Source organism: Micromonospora sp. IBHARD003 (assembly GCF_056106285.1).
In genome coordinates, this window is the sequence record NZ_JBWBBX010000001.1 from 2,009,048 (window position 1) to 2,022,900 (window position 13,853).

The following is a 13,853-nucleotide window of genomic DNA, read 5'->3' on the forward strand; positions in this document are numbered from 1 at the left end:
ACGGGAGCTGCCTCACCGTGACCGTCCGGCGTCCGTGAGGCTCTCACAAGATCTCCCCGTACACCTGCGGTGGAGCCCATCCGGAGCTCGAACAACCTTTCCTGAACATTACGCTGAGTAATCGGATTCCGCGGGGAAAACCGGGCGGCGCACGCAGCACAACCGGAGCCGTGATCCTTCGCCGGCGCGACGGGCCACCGGGCCGCGTCAGCACCATGATGGACTCATGCCCCTTAGCGGAGCTGGGCGTTCTCAGCATGTGAACACTTGGCCACCAGCCAGAAACGCCCTATGTGCCCACACAGCACCCACGTCGTCTCCCTCGTGGCATAACAAGACAGTCACATCCTGACCTTCACTGGTCCCGCAGCCCGCCGGCTGCGCTTAGAGTCACGGCCAGTCACCGCGCCGCCGGGCGCGTCTGCGGCACGGCATCGCCACAACCATCAGTACGCCCGGCGAAGGAAACGGCACCTCAACCACGAGGAAGCCGTGCCAGGGAAAGGACACAGCGTGCGACACCGTTCCTTGCTCATTCTCACCACCGTGATCACCACGGGAGCACTCACCCTCACTGCCTGCGGGTCGCGCGACGCCAGCAGCGGCGGCAAGGACAGCAGTGGCAAGACGACCGTGGTCATCGGCGTCGACGCCCCGCTGACCGGCTCGCTGTCCGCGCTGGGTCAGGGCATCAAGAACTCCGTGGACCTGGCGGTCAAGACCGCCAACAAGAACAACGAGGTCCCCGGCGTCGAATTCAAGGTCGAGGCCCTCGACGACCAGGCCGTCCCGGCATCGGGCCAGGCCAACGCCACCAAGCTCGTCGGCATGAAGGACGTCCTCGGCGTCGTCGGCCCGCTGAACTCCGGCGTCGCCCAGTCCATGCAGGGCGTCTTCAACACGGCGAACCTGACCCAGGTCTCCCCCGCCAACACGAACCCGGCTCTGACCCAGGGCGACAACTGGGGCAAGGGCGAGAAGAAGCGTCCGTTCAAGAGCTACTTCCGTACCGCCACCACGGACGTGATCCAGGGCAAGTTCGCCGCCCAGTACCTGTACAACGACGCGAAGAAGAAGAAGGTCTTCGTCGTCGACGACAAGCAGACCTACGGCGCCGGTCTGGCCGCGATCTTCTCCGACGAGTTCAAGCGCCTCGGCGGCCAGGTCGTCGGCACCGACCACGTCACGGTGAAGGAGACCGACTTCTCCAGCACCGCCGACAAGGTCAAGGCCTCCGGCGCCGACTCGGTCTACTTCGGTGGCCAGTACCCCGAGGGCGGTCTCCTCTCCGACCAGGTCAAGAAGGCCGGAGCGAAGATCCCCACCATGGGTGGCGACGGCATCTACGACCCGCAGTTCATCAAGGCCTCCGGCGTGGCGAACGACGGCGACCTGTCGACCTCCGTCGGCTACCCGGTCGAGAAGCTCCCGACCGCCAAGAAGTTCATCGACGACTACAAGGCCGCGGGCTACAAGGACGCGTACGCGGCCTACGGCGGCTACTCCTACGACGCCGCCTGGGCGATCATCCAGGCCGTCAAGTCGGTCGTCGCGGCGAGCGACGGCAAGGTTCCGGCCGACGCCCGTGCCAAGGTCACGGACGCCATGTCCAAGGTCTCCTTCGACGGTGTGACCGGCAAGGTCGCCTTCGACGAGTTCGGCGACACCACGAACAAGCAGCTCACCGTCTACGCGGTCAAGGCCGGCGCCTGGGCGGACGTCAAGAGCGCCACGTTCGAGGACTGAGTTCCACCGCAGTAACACCAACCGCTTGACATGATCCAGCCCGCGCGAGGGCGCAACAGCGCCCTCGCGCGGTTTCATATCCGACACGCTCATCGGAGGCCCTGCGGTGAACGAACTGCCGCAACAGCTGGCCAATGGCCTTGCCCTCGGTGCCCTTTATGGCCTCATCGCCATCGGGTACACCATGGTCTACGGCATCGTCCAGCTCATCAACTTCGCCCACGGCGAGATCTTCATGATCGGGGGCTTCGGAGCCCTCACCACCTACGCCTGGCTCCCCAGCGGAACCTCGCTCCTGGTGGCCATCCCCCTCATGATCATCGGCGGCGCAATAGCCTCCGTCGCCGTCGCCACCGCCGCGGAACGATTCGCATACCGGCCACTGCGCAATGCACCGCGCCTGGCCCCGCTCATCACCGCGATCGGTCTGTCGATCGCCCTGCAGCAGCTCGTCTGGGGCTTCTACCCGAACGCCAAGGCCGCCGTGACCTTCCCCGAGTTCACCGGCGAATCCTTCAAGCTCCTGGACAACCTCTCCATCCAGCAGGCCGACGCCTTCGTGCTGGTCCTCGCCCCGCTCTGCATGCTCGGCCTCGGACTCTTCGTCTCCAAGAGCCGCAGCGGCCGCGCCATGCAGGCCACCGCCCAGGACCCCGACACCGCCAAGCTGATGGGCATCAACACCGACCGCATCATCGTGATGGCGTTCGCCATCGGCGCCGCCTTCGCCGCGGTCGCGGCGGTCGCCTACGGCCTGGACAAGGGCCAGATCAACTTCGAGATGGGCTTCATCCTGGGACTCAAGGCGTTCACCGCCGCCGTCCTCGGCGGCATCGGCAACATCTACGGCGCCATGGTCGGCGGCGTCGTCCTCGGCCTCGCCGAGGCCCTGTCGATCGCCTACATCGAAGAGATTCCCGGCATGCAGCAGCTCGGCGGTGGCGCCTGGTCCAACGTCTGGGCTTTCGTACTCCTCATCGTCGTGCTCCTGGTCAGGCCGCAGGGTCTGCTCGGTGAGCGCGTCGCGGATCGGGCGTGAGAACGATGACCACCGACACCACCGAGGCAACGGGCATCTCTCCCGCCGACAGCGCCTCCAACGTCACCATCCTGCGCTGGCTCACCGCGGCGGGCGGCGCGGCCACCCTCGCAAGCACCTTCCTCGCCTGGACCTGGACCCCGGCCTTCCCCGGCAACCTCACCGTCAACGGGTACCCGGGCGGACTCCAGGTCCTCACCCTCGTCGCCGGCCTCCTCACCGCGCTCTTCGCGCTGGCCTCGCTCGGCATCAAGGGTCTCGGCTGGCTCGTCCCCGCGGGTAGCACCAAGGCTCTGAAGCTGCTGGCGCTCGGGGGCCTCGCGACCACCTGGTTCGCCCTCATCGCCATCTGCGTCGAGCTCAACGGCGTGGTCAACCTGGAGCCGGGCGGCTTCGTCGCCGCCGTGGCCTCCGCGATCCCCGTCGTCACCGCCTACCTGCTGCCGGACGACACCCGTAAGGCCGCCCGGCCCAAGGAGCTCCCCTCCTGGGCCGAGATCCTGATCATCGTCGCCGCCTTCGCGGTCGGCCTGTTCGTGATCACGTACGGCATCGACACCGAGTACGCCGAGCTCTTCACCGGCTACCTCATCGCCGTCATCTTCGGTGCGGCGGCGCTGATGAAGGCCGGTCTGGTCGCGCGTCTCTCGGCGCTCACCGCCAAGTACCGCCAGGTCACGGTCATCTCGGCCTTCGTCGCCGCCGCGGCGTTCCCCTTCACCCAGAGCACCGACCAGTACACCCTGGTCGCGGTCAACATCCTCATCTTCGCGACCGTCGCCCTGGGTCTGAACGTCGTCGTCGGTCTGGCCGGCCTGCTCGACCTCGGATACGTCGCCTTCCTGGGCGTCGGCGCCTACACCGCCGCACTCGTCTCCGGCTCGACGGCTTCCGCCTTCGGCGTGCAGTTCCCCTTCTGGGCCGCCGTCCTCGCCGGTGCCGTCGTCTCGCTGATCTTCGGCGTCGTGATCGGCGCACCGACACTGCGACTGCGCGGTGACTACCTCGCCATCGTCACCCTCGGCTTCGGAGAGATCTTCCGTATCGCCATGGGCAACCTCGACGGCGTCTCCGGTCCCCAGATCACCAACGGCCCGAACGGCATCCCGAACATCCCCGACCTCGAGTTCTTCGGGTTCAACTTCGGGCAGCCCCACACCGTCCTCGGCTTCGAGCTCGGCGCATACGCCAACTACTACCTGCTGATGCTCCTCGCGACGATCCTCGTCGTGCTGGTCTTCAGCCGCGCGGGCAGCTCCCGCATCGGCCGCGCCTGGGTCGCCATCCGCGAGGACGAGACCGCGGCGACAGCGATGGGTATCAACGGCTTCCGGGTCAAGCTCATCGCCTTCGCCCTCGGCGCCACCCTCGCCGGCCTCGCCGGCACCGTGCAGGCCCACGTCCAGCACACCGTGGTCCCCGAGATGTACCAGTTCGCCGGACCGGTGCCGCCCAACTCGGCCTTCCTCCTGGCGGCCGTCATCCTCGGTGGCATGGGCACCATCAGCGGACCGCTGCTCGGCGCCGCGCTGCTCTACATGATCCCGGCCAAGCTGCAGTTCCTTCAGGACTACCAGCTCCTCGGCTTCGGCATCGCCCTCATCCTGCTGATGCGCTTCCGGCCCGAAGGCCTCATCGCCAACCGGCGTGCTCAGCTCGAGTACCACGAGACCGACCAGACCGACGTACCGGACAAGGGTCTCGAGCCCGGCGTCGGCATCGCCAAGGCTGGGGCGTGAACGCCATGACGACCACCACCAAGGAAACGACCGGCACCGCTGTCGGCGAGACCGTGCTCGAAGCGAGCGGCGTCACCATGCGCTTCGGCGGCCTCACCGCCGTCCGCTCCGTCGACCTGACGGTCCGCTCCGGCGAGATCGTCGGCCTCATCGGCCCCAACGGCGCCGGTAAGACGACGTTCTTCAACTGCCTGACCGGTCTGTACGTGCCCACCGAGGGCAAGGTCAGCTACAAGGGCACGGTGCTGCCGCCCAAGCCGCACCTCGTGACCAAGGCCGGCATCGCCCGTACCTTCCAGAACATCCGGCTCTTCGCCAACATGTCCGTCCTGGAGAACGTCCTCGTCGGACGTCACACCAGGACCAAGGAAGGTCTCTGGTCGGCGCTTCTGCGCGGCCCCGGCTTCAAGAAGGCCGAAGCCGCGTCGCACGCACGCGCCATGGAGCTCCTCGAGTTCATCGGCCTCGCGCACAAGGCCGACCACCTCGCCCGCAACCTGCCCTACGGCGAGCAGCGCAAGCTGGAGATCGCCCGCGCCCTCGCGAGCGACCCCGGCCTGCTGCTCCTCGACGAGCCCACGGCCGGTATGAACCCGCAGGAGACGCGGGCCGCGGAAGAGCTCATCTTCGCGATCCGCGACATGGGCATCGCCGTGCTCGTCATCGAGCACGACATGCGCTTCATCTTCAACCTCTGCGACCGGGTCGCCTGTCTCGTGCAGGGCCAGAAGCTCATCGAGGGCACGGCTGCGGTCGTCCAGGGCGACGAGCGTGTCGTCGCGGCGTACCTCGGCACGCCGTTCGAGGGCTCGCCCGGAGAGGAAGAGGTCGCCGAGGTCGAGGCGGCCGAGCAGGCGACGGCCGCGGCCACCGAGCCCGCGGACGAGGCCGGCGACGACACCGACGAGGCGGACGACGCGAGCGACTCCGCCGACTCGGACGACACCGGCGAATCGGACAGCGCGGCCGGCGACACCAGCACCACCAGCACAGAAGGGGACGCGAAGTGACCGCACTCCTCGAAGTCGAGGACCTCCGGGTCGCGTACGGCAAGATCGAGGCCGTCAAGGGCATCTCCTTCTCCGTCGAGGCCGGGCAGGTTGTCACGCTCATCGGCACCAACGGCGCCGGCAAGACCACCACCCTGCGCACCCTGTCCGGGCTGCTCAAGCCGTCCAGCGGCAAGATCAGCTTCGACGGACAGGTCCTCAACGCGATCCCCGCCCACAAGGTGGTGTCCCTCGGACTGGCTCACTCGCCCGAGGGCCGGCACATCTTCCCGCGCCTCAGCATCGCCGAGAACCTCCAGCTGGGAGCGTTCCTGCGGAGCGACAAGGCCGGGATCGAGAAGGACATCCAGCGTGCCTACGACCTCTTCCCGATCCTGGGAGAGCGCCGCAAGCAGGCCGCCGGAACCCTCTCGGGCGGTGAGCAGCAGATGCTGGCGATGGGCCGGGCCCTGATGTCCCAGCCCAAGCTGCTGATGCTGGACGAGCCGTCGATGGGTCTCTCCCCGATCATGATGCAGAAGATCATGGAGACCATCTCCGAGCTGAAGTCCCAGGGCACGACGATCCTGCTCGTCGAGCAGAACGCCCAGGCCGCGCTCTCCCTGGCGGACCAGGCGTACGTCATGGAGGTCGGCGAGATCAAGCTCACCGGCACCGGCCAGGATCTGCTCCACGACGAGAACGTCCGCAAGACGTACCTCGGCGAGGACTGACCGGCCCGCACACACCGAGAGGCCCCCACTCCGATCACTCGGGGTTGGGGGCCTCTCGCGCGCCACCGGCACGGGGTGCGGCACACCGCCGGGCTACTGCTCCTTCGCGGCCTTCTTCTCCGCCTTCTCCGCGGCGTCCTCGATGACCGCCTCGGCGACCTGCTGCATCGACAGCCTCCGGTCCATCGACGTCTTCTGGATCCACCGGAACGCGTTGGGCTCCGTCAGTCCGTACTGCGTCTGCAGGATGCTCTTCGCCCGGTCCACCAGCTTGCGCGTCTCCAGCCGCTGCGCGAGGTCCGCGACCTCCTTCTCCAGCGCCCTCAGCTCCGCGAACCGCGACACCGCCATCTCGATGGCCGGTACGACGTCGCTCTTGCTGAACGGCTTCACGAGATACGCCATCGCCCCGGCGTCCCGGGCCCGCTCGACGAGGTCGCGCTGGGAGAACGCGGTCAGCATCAGGACCGGGGCGATCGACTCCTCCGCGATCTTCTCCGCGGCCGAAATGCCGTCGAGCACCGGCATCTTGACGTCGAGGATGACGAGATCGGGCCGGTGCTCCCGGGCCAGCTCGACGGCCCGCTGGCCGTCGCCGGCCTCGCCCACGACCTCGTAGCCCTCTTCCTCGAGCATCTCTTTCAGATCGAGGCGGATGAGGGCCTCGTCCTCGGCGATGACCACGCGGGTCGTCAGCGGCGGGACGTGCGACGCGTCGTTGTCGTCTGCGATGGGCTGGGGCGACTCGGGGGCGGTCACGGGGGCTCCTCGGTGCGGTCAGGAACTGCTCCCCATGAGCCTACCCAGCTGCGGTAAGGTGGTGACCCACAGGGCACCCGCAGCCCTTGCTTTCCAAGGCCCCAGTACTCCAACTGGTCAGAGAGGCCGCTCTCAAACAGCGGACAGTGTGGGTTCGAATCCCACCTGGGGCACTTTTCCTTCAATCTCAAGGCCGAGCCGGAGTGGCACGTTGTGCCGATTTCCGAGCAGCGGTTTCCGATGGCCGGTTTTCCGATAGCCGATTGTCGGCTTCAGAGGCGCGCCGTCCGGACAGGACCGGGTCGCCCGCCGCCCTTGTGCCCCGGTCAGGTATGCAGCAGCTGGTTGAAGAACACCCGGTAGTGCTGCAGCGCCACCCGCAGCTCCTCCGTCTGGGTCTCCTCACCGCGGCTCCACTGCGCCTCCAGGTCCTGCTTGTGGTCGGCGAAGGTGGCGGCCAGGGACTGGATCACCTCGGCGACCAGCGTGTCCGCGTTACGGACGGCTTCGCGCGGGTCGTCGACGAAGGTCCCCTGGATCTGCTGCCAGCGGTCCCGGTAGTTCTCGGCGTCGTTCATGGGCACGAGGGGCTCCTGGACGGACTCCGGTGCGGCTGCGGACCGCCGCTCCGACCCAGGACCCGGGGGCTCCTGCGCGGCCTGCGGTTCCTCCCCCTCCCAGAGCTCCTCCTCCGGCGGTTCCGCCTCGGGCAGGGGCGCCGCCTCGCCCGGATAGGCGGGTGCGGACCGGTCCGCCGCCGTGGCTTCCTGCCGCGTACCGCGTGCGGACCGGGGTGCGGATTCACCGCCTTCGGGTCCGGGTCGACCGGTGTCCTGCCGCGGGTGCGCGAGGTCCTCGGTGGAGAGTGCTTCAGCGGGCGGAGCGCCGCGCGTGGTTTCGGGATTCGGCATATCGGTTCACCTCGTCGGTACGGGATCAGGCCGCGCCGTAGCGTGTGCGTCGGTGCGGGGTCTCTGTCCGTGCGGTCCGGCTGCCGAGCAGTTCCTCGAAGAGGGAGCGGTAGTGCACCATGGCGCCGCGCAGCTCCTCGGTGGTCGCCTCGCCGTTCCTGCTGCGGACGTTGACCTCGTGGGCCACCCGGTAGTGCTCCAGGGTGCGCCCGTGTTCGACGGAGAGATCACGAAGCTGCTGGTCGTACCCGCCGTCCGTGGGATAGCCGCGGTCGTTCATGAGCCGGGTGACCAGCTGGTCGGCGTCGTCGACGCTCTGGCTCGGCTGGTCGACGAAGCGTTCCTCCGCGCCCCTCCACTCCTCGGCGTACCGTTCGCGCGCCTGCGTCGGAAGTTCCCTGATCTCGAGCTTGTCGTGCCGCTCTTCCCTGGCGCGCAGTTCGCGTTCGGCGGAGAGCCGGCTTCCTCCGTCGTCGAGGGTCCGGTCGTATTCCGGGCCGAACCTCTCCCTCAGACGGCGCCGGCGCACGACCAGCCACACTCCTGCCGCGATCAGCGCCAAGAGGACCGCCAGGGGGACGATGATGGCGATGAGAGTTCCAGTGGACATCCGGACCTCCAGAGGTGTCCGTTGTCGGCCGGCCCGTTACGGGCCTCCTGTAGTCGCCGACTGCCCAGGAAGGAACCCGGCAAACTCCGTCAGGAGTGCGGGGAGTCGTCCTCGCCGATGTGGTGCACCCGGACCAGGTTGGTCGAACCCGAGACTCCGGGCGGGGATCCGGCCGTGATCACCACGATGTCGCCTTTCTCGCAGCGGCCGATCCGCAGCAGTTCCTCGTCGACCTGCCGGGCCATCGCATCGGTGGAGCCGGCCTGCGGAACGAGGAAGGTCTCGACGCCCCAGGTGAGGTTGAGCTGGGAGCGGGTGGCAGGGTCCGGGGTGAAGGCCAGCAGGGGGATGGGCGAGCGGTAGCGCGACAGACGCCGGACGGTATCGCCCGACTGGGTGAAGGCGACCAGGAACCTGGCGCCGAGGAAGTCCCCGATCTCGGCGGCGGCACGGGCGACGGCGCCGCCCTGCGTACGCGGCTTGTTGCGTTCCGTCAGCGGCGGGAGGCCCTTGGCGAGGATGTCCTCCTCGGCCGCTTCGACGATGCGCGACATGGTCGTGACCGTCTCGACGGGATACGAGCCGACACTGGTCTCGCCGGACAGCATCACGGCATCGGTGCCGTCGATGACGGCATTGGCGACGTCGGAGGCCTCGGCCCGGGTGGGCCGGGAGTTGTCGATCATCGAGTCGAGCATCTGGGTGGCCACGATGACCGGCTTGGCGTTGCGCTTGGCGAGCTTGACGGCGCGCTTCTGGACGAGGGGGACCTGCTCCAGCGGCATCTCGACGCCGAGGTCACCGCGCGCCACCATGATTCCGTCGAAGGCGGCGACGATCTCCTCGATGCAGTCGACCGCCTGCGGCTTCTCGATCTTCGCGATGACGGGGAGCCGGCGGCCCTCCTCGTCCATGATCCGGTGGACGTCCTCGACATCGCGCCCGCTGCGCACGAACGACAGGGCGATGACGTCGGCGCCGAGGCGGACGGCCCAGCGCAGGTCCTCGACGTCCTTCTCGGAGAGGGCGGGTACGGAGACGGCGACGCCGGGGAGGTTGAGGCCCTTGTGGTCGGAGACGAAGCCGCCTTCGATCACGGTGGTACGCACACGGGGGCCGTCGACCTCGACGACCTCGAGCGCGACCCGGCCGTCGTCGACGAGGATGCGCTCACCGGTGGTGACGTCGGCGGCGAGACCGGAATAGGTCGTCCCGCACATGCCGCGGTCGCCTTCCGCGTACTCGACGGTGATCGTGAACTCATCCCCGCGTTCAAGCAGTACCGGCCCTTCGCGGAATCGTCCGAGACGGATCTTCGGGCCCTGAAGGTCGACGAGGACGCCGACACTGCGGCCGCTCTCGTCGGAGGCTTTGCGAACGCGGTGGTAGCGCTCCTCGTGCTCGGCATGGCTGCCGTGGCTGAGGTTGAAGCGGGCGACATCCATTCCGGCCTCGACCAGTGCCTTGATCTGGTCGTACGAGTCCGTGGCGGGCCCCAGTGTGCAGACGATTTTCGCTCGGCGCATGATTCGAGCCTAGGGCCTACCGACGGGTAGTGAATTTGGCTGCGCATGACCACTCAACAACCGTTGAATGAAGGGTTGTTGACAAGTATTGAATTGTGCACGGGGGTGCTCTTCTGAGCACACAACGCGCCCCCGGAACGGGCGACGGGCGGGGCGGGCGGGCCCCGGTTCCTGCGGCCTTCAGTACCACTGCCCGCTTGTTTGCTGCCCGCCCGGTTGCTGCCCGCCCGGTTGTTGCCCGCCCGGTTGTCGCCCGCCGCCTACAACTGCGGCGGTGTCATCGTGAAGCGCGCGTTCACCGACGCGTAGACCGTCTGGCGCTGTGGTTCGAGGTCGAGGGCCGGGGCGCCCTCGGGCCCCGCACTCCCGTACACGGCGGAGCGCATGGCACCGGGTGCCTGAGGCACGCTGTACGCCACGGGGGCCTCCGCACCCAGGTCGGCGAGTTCGACCAACGCGGCGAGTCGGGCACCGAGTGCCCCGGCGTACTCGCGGGCACGCTGGACGGCCTCGAGGACGGCCTGGCGGCGGGCCTCGCCATGGGCCGGCGAGTCGGGGCGCAGCGACCACCAGGGGCCGTCGACACGGGTGAGCTCGAGGTCGGCGAGACGGGTGGTGAGCTCACCCAGGGCGGTGAAGTCGGCGACGACCGCGGTGATGTGGACGCGGCCGTGGTAGGCGCGTACGCGTTCACCACGGCCGTGGGCGGCCAGTTCGGGGCTGATGGAGAACGCTCCGGTCTCCAGCTTCTCGACGGCGTCGCCGTACGACTTGATCATGTCGAGCACCTGGCCGTTACGGCGCGTCAGGTCCGCGAGCGCGGCCCCGCGGTCCTTCCCGCGGGCACTGACGGTCACTCCGATCCTGGCGATCTCGGGGTCGACCTCGAGCCGCGCCTCGCCGCGTACGGCGACTCGCGGCGTTTCCGGGGTACCGAACGGTGCGGCGTCAACGGACATATGGCCACCCTCGCTGTTGTCCTCGTTGTCCTCGTTGTCCTCGAACCCTTTCGCAGACGGCTGCCCTGCGCCAGAATCTACGCGCGTTGTGCACTGAACGAGGGAGATCACATGCCGCTGAATCGCAGGACGTTCCTTGTCCGTTCGGCCGCCGTCGGGGCTGGTACGGCCGTCGCGGGAACGGTCGCCGCCGGGCCTGCCGCCGCCCATGGACACGGCCACGGACGACCGCCGAAGCGGTACTCCTTCACCGTGATGGGCACCACCGACCTGCACGGGAACGTGTTCAACTGGGACTACTTCACGGACCGGGAGTTCGACGACAAGGACCACAACGACGTCGGGCTGGCGAAGATCTCCACGCTCGTCACACAGATCCGCGAGGAGAAGGGCCGCCGCAACACGCTCCTCATCGACGCCGGCGACACCATCCAGGGCACCCAGCTGTCGTACTACTACGCGAAGGTCGATCCGATCACCGCGCGCCGCGGCCCGGTGCATCCCATGGCGCAGGCCATGAACGCCATCGGCTATGACGCCGCCGCGCTCGGCAACCACGAGTTCAACTACGGCATCCCGGTGCTGCGGAAGTTCCAGGAACAGTGCGACTTCCCGCTGCTCGGGGCGAACGCGCTGGACGCGAAGACACTGCGGCCGGCGTTCCCGCCGTACAGCATGCACCGTCTGTGCACGCCGCACGGCAGGGATGTGAAGGTCGCGGTGCTGGGGCTGACCAACCCGGGCATCGCGATCTGGGACAAGGCCAACGTCAGCGGGAAGATGGTGTTCCCGGGCCTCGAGGAGCAGGCCGCGAAGTGGGTGCCGAAGCTGCGCTCGATGGGGGCGGACGTCGTCATCGTGTCGGCGCACTCCGGCTCCAGCGGCACGTCCTCGTACGGCGACCAGCTGCCGTACATCGAGAACGCGGCCGCTCTGATCGCCGAGCAGGTGCCGGGCATCGACGCGGTGCTCGTCGGTCACGCGCACACCGAGATAGCCGAGTACTTCGTCACCAACAAGCAGACGGGCAAGCGGGTCGTGCTGTCCGAGCCGCTCAAGTGGGGCCAGCGGCTGACCCTCTTCGACGTCGACCTGGTATGGGAGAAGGGGTGCTGGACCGTCGAGAAGGTGGGCGCGAAGGTGCTCAACTCCAACACGGCCGCCGAGGACCCCCGGATCACCGGGCTGCTCCAGGACGAGCACAAGAAGGTCGTCGCGTACGTCAACCAGGTCATCGGTACGTCGACGGCGGCGATGTCCACGGCCGAGGCGCCGTGGAAGGACGAGCCGATCATCGATCTGATCAGCCATGTGCAGGCGGAGACGGTGAAGGCGGCTCTGGCCGGCGGGCCGCACGCGGCGCTGCCCGTCCTCTCCCAGGCGTCCTGCTTCTCGCGCACGGCGAAGATCCCCGCGGGGCAGGTGACGATCCGGGAGGCGGCCGGCCTCTACCCGTTCGAGAACACGCTGGAGGCGCGGCTGCTGACCGGCGCCCAGCTGAAGGACTATCTGGAGTACTCGGCCAGGTACTACGTGCTGACCCCGGCCGGGGCACCGGTGGACACGGCGAAGCTGACGAACGCCGGCAACATCCCGGACTACAACTACGACGCCCTCTACGGGGTGACGTACGAGATCGACATCGCCAAGCCGGACGGTTCGCGGATCGTGAATCTGTCGTTCGACGGCAAGCCGGTCGATCCGGCGGCACAGTTCGTGCTGGCGGTGAACAACTACCGGGCCAGCGGCGGCGGCGCGTTCCCGCATGTGGCGAAGGCCCAGCAGCTGTGGGCCAATTCGGATGAGATCCGCAACACGATCATCCAATGGGCGAAGGCGAAGGGGACGATCGACCCGGCGGCGTTCGCGTCGGTGGGCTGGAAGCTGACCCGGGACGGCGCTCCGGTGTTCTAGGAGAACAGGGCCTGGTGCTGTGACCGGGTCGGTCACAGCACCACACGCGAGGAACCGCCGCGTTCCCGGACGGGCCCGTCCGGGAACGCGGCGGTGAGCCGTGGTGTCAGCCCTTGAGCTTCTCCGGGTCAATGACCTCGCCGGCCGGCGGGGGCGTGACGGTCACCGGCTGGTTGAACGCCGAGAAGTCGAGGGCGCCGGGCTGCTTGCCGCCCTCCGAGGTCATCCTGAGCAGGTAGGGCTCTCCTTCGGCGGCGATGAGGAGGGTCTGCGTCTCAGCGCCGTCCTTCCTCATGACCGTCACGGCGGGGGTGCCGTTGACCTCGGTCGTCGCGCCCCTGGTGTCGCGGCCGTGCTTCTTGTCCTTCTCGAACATCATGGCGCTGTCGCAGAAGGGGAACTTGTCGTCCGCCTTCGCCTCCTCGGCCGGCATCTTCATCCAGCGTCCCTTGAGCAGCTCGGCGACGGCCTTCGCCTCCTCGGGCGACGATCCCTCCTCGCTGCCCATCTGCTGCCAGAACTTGTCGTCGCCCTTCATATACGTGACGCCGCCGACCTGACGGATATCGGCGGACGCACCGCCGGGGGCGAAGGCCCCCTGGCAGTCGCCCTTCCTGGCGACGGCGAAGTCGACGGTTATCTTCTCGCCGTCCTCGGTCATGCTGCCCTTGACCTTGAACGACTCCAGCTTCGTCATGGCCACCCGTGCCTTTTCGGAGATCTGCTCCGGGGTCAGACCCTTGAACGGGTCCACCGGCTTCGAGGGCGACGGGGCGACGGAGGCGGGGGCGTCAGCCGCCTTGGCGTCGGCCTTCTTGTCCGCCCCGCACGCGGTGAGCGTCATCGCCGCAGTCGCGCAGAGGGCCGCCGTGGCCAGAAGAGTACGGTTGGTCACCTTTGTTACCCCTTAGACGTTCGTGTTGCGCT

The 13,853-nt window shown here is 68.1% G+C and carries 11 protein-coding genes, 1 tRNA gene and 1 pseudogene; 7 read left to right on the forward strand and 6 right to left on the reverse strand.

The genetic code is table 11. The features are described from left to right. Positions 1–513 precede the first annotated feature (513 nt). The 5 genes and pseudogenes from ACTWOL_RS08910 to ACTWOL_RS08930 all read left to right on the forward strand — a co-directional run bounded on the left by ACTWOL_RS08910 (position 514) and on the right by ACTWOL_RS08930 (position 6,247). Complete coding sequence (locus ACTWOL_RS08910) at positions 514–1,746, forward strand: branched-chain amino acid ABC transporter substrate-binding protein (RefSeq protein WP_474296048.1); 1,233 nt, start codon at positions 514–516, stop codon at positions 1,744–1,746. Positions 1,747–1,852: 106 nt separating this feature from the next. Next, positions 1,853–2,785: a branched-chain amino acid ABC transporter permease gene (locus ACTWOL_RS08915; protein ID WP_474296049.1), complete on the forward strand. Its 933-nt coding sequence runs from the start codon at positions 1,853–1,855 to the stop codon at positions 2,783–2,785. 5 nt (positions 2,786–2,790) lie between these two features. Beyond that, positions 2,791–4,524, forward strand: a complete 1,734-nt coding sequence (locus ACTWOL_RS08920) for a branched-chain amino acid ABC transporter permease (protein ID WP_474301123.1) — start codon at positions 2,791–2,793, stop codon at positions 4,522–4,524. A 5-nt stretch (positions 4,525–4,529) separates the two neighbouring features. Then, positions 4,530–5,336 (forward strand): annotated as a pseudogene (locus ACTWOL_RS08925) (ABC transporter ATP-binding protein); the annotation flags it as partial. Positions 5,337–5,530: 194 nt separating this feature from the next. Continuing rightward, on the forward strand, positions 5,531–6,247 hold the full coding sequence (locus ACTWOL_RS08930; RefSeq protein WP_474296050.1) for an ABC transporter ATP-binding protein: 717 nt from the start codon (positions 5,531–5,533) through the stop codon (positions 6,245–6,247). Between the two features lie 93 nt (positions 6,248–6,340). Here ACTWOL_RS08930 and ACTWOL_RS08935 read toward each other — a convergent pair whose 3' ends face one another. After that, positions 6,341–6,943, reverse strand: coding sequence for an ANTAR domain-containing response regulator (locus ACTWOL_RS08935; RefSeq protein ID WP_474301124.1), 603 nt, complete (start codon positions 6,941–6,943; stop codon positions 6,341–6,343). Positions 6,944–7,104: 161 nt separating this feature from the next. Here ACTWOL_RS08935 and ACTWOL_RS08940 point away from each other — a divergent pair. Then, a tRNA-Leu gene (locus ACTWOL_RS08940) sits at positions 7,105–7,179 on the forward strand. A 153-nt stretch (positions 7,180–7,332) separates the two neighbouring features. Here ACTWOL_RS08940 and ACTWOL_RS08945 read toward each other — a convergent pair. The 4 genes from ACTWOL_RS08945 to ACTWOL_RS08960 all read right to left on the reverse strand — a co-directional run bounded on the left by ACTWOL_RS08945 (position 7,333) and on the right by ACTWOL_RS08960 (position 11,012). After that, a complete protein-coding gene (locus ACTWOL_RS08945; RefSeq protein WP_474296051.1) occupies positions 7,333–7,917 on the reverse strand; it encodes a hypothetical protein in 585 nt (194 codons plus the stop codon). Between the two features lie 25 nt (positions 7,918–7,942). After that, positions 7,943–8,527 carry a hypothetical protein gene (locus ACTWOL_RS08950; RefSeq protein ID WP_474296052.1) on the reverse strand — a complete coding sequence of 195 codons (585 nt, stop codon included), beginning with the start codon at positions 8,525–8,527 and terminating at the stop codon, positions 7,943–7,945. 89 nt (positions 8,528–8,616) lie between these two features. Further along, entirely contained in the window at positions 8,617–10,053 is a 1,437-nt protein-coding gene (pyk, locus tag ACTWOL_RS08955; protein ID WP_474296053.1) for a pyruvate kinase, read from the reverse strand. A 260-nt stretch (positions 10,054–10,313) separates the two neighbouring features. Next, complete coding sequence (locus ACTWOL_RS08960; RefSeq protein ID WP_474296054.1) at positions 10,314–11,012, reverse strand: SIMPL domain-containing protein; 699 nt, start codon at positions 11,010–11,012, stop codon at positions 10,314–10,316. 111 nt (positions 11,013–11,123) lie between these two features. On the opposite strand from ACTWOL_RS08960, the gene ACTWOL_RS08965 reads away from it, so the two are divergent. After that, positions 11,124–12,926 (forward strand): bifunctional metallophosphatase/5'-nucleotidase, encoded by a 1,803-nt coding sequence (locus ACTWOL_RS08965; RefSeq protein ID WP_474296055.1) that lies wholly within the window; start codon positions 11,124–11,126, stop codon positions 12,924–12,926. Between the two features lie 106 nt (positions 12,927–13,032). On the opposite strand, the gene ACTWOL_RS08970 is transcribed toward ACTWOL_RS08965, so the two are convergent. Then, complete coding sequence (locus ACTWOL_RS08970) at positions 13,033–13,821, reverse strand: hypothetical protein (RefSeq protein WP_474296056.1); 789 nt, start codon at positions 13,819–13,821, stop codon at positions 13,033–13,035. Between the last annotated feature and the right edge of the window lie 32 nt (positions 13,822–13,853).

Excerpts from the sequence above, each read along its gene's own strand:
- ACTWOL_RS08960 (WP_474296054.1), bottom strand. The coding sequence starts at position 11,012 with ATGTCCGTTGACGCCGCACCGTTCGGTACCCCGGAAACGCCGCGAGTC.
- ACTWOL_RS08945 (WP_474296051.1), bottom strand. The coding sequence starts at position 7,917 with ATGCCGAATCCCGAAACCACGCGCGGCGCTCCGCCCGCTGAAGCACTC.
- ACTWOL_RS08965 (WP_474296055.1), top strand. The coding sequence starts at position 11,124 with ATGCCGCTGAATCGCAGGACGTTCCTTGTCCGTTCGGCCGCCGTCGGG.
- pyk (WP_474296053.1), bottom strand. The coding sequence starts at position 10,053 with ATGCGCCGAGCGAAAATCGTCTGCACACTGGGGCCCGCCACGGACTCG.
- ACTWOL_RS08950 (WP_474296052.1), bottom strand. The coding sequence starts at position 8,527 with ATGTCCACTGGAACTCTCATCGCCATCATCGTCCCCCTGGCGGTCCTC.
- ACTWOL_RS08920 (WP_474301123.1), top strand. The coding sequence starts at position 2,791 with ATGACCACCGACACCACCGAGGCAACGGGCATCTCTCCCGCCGACAGC.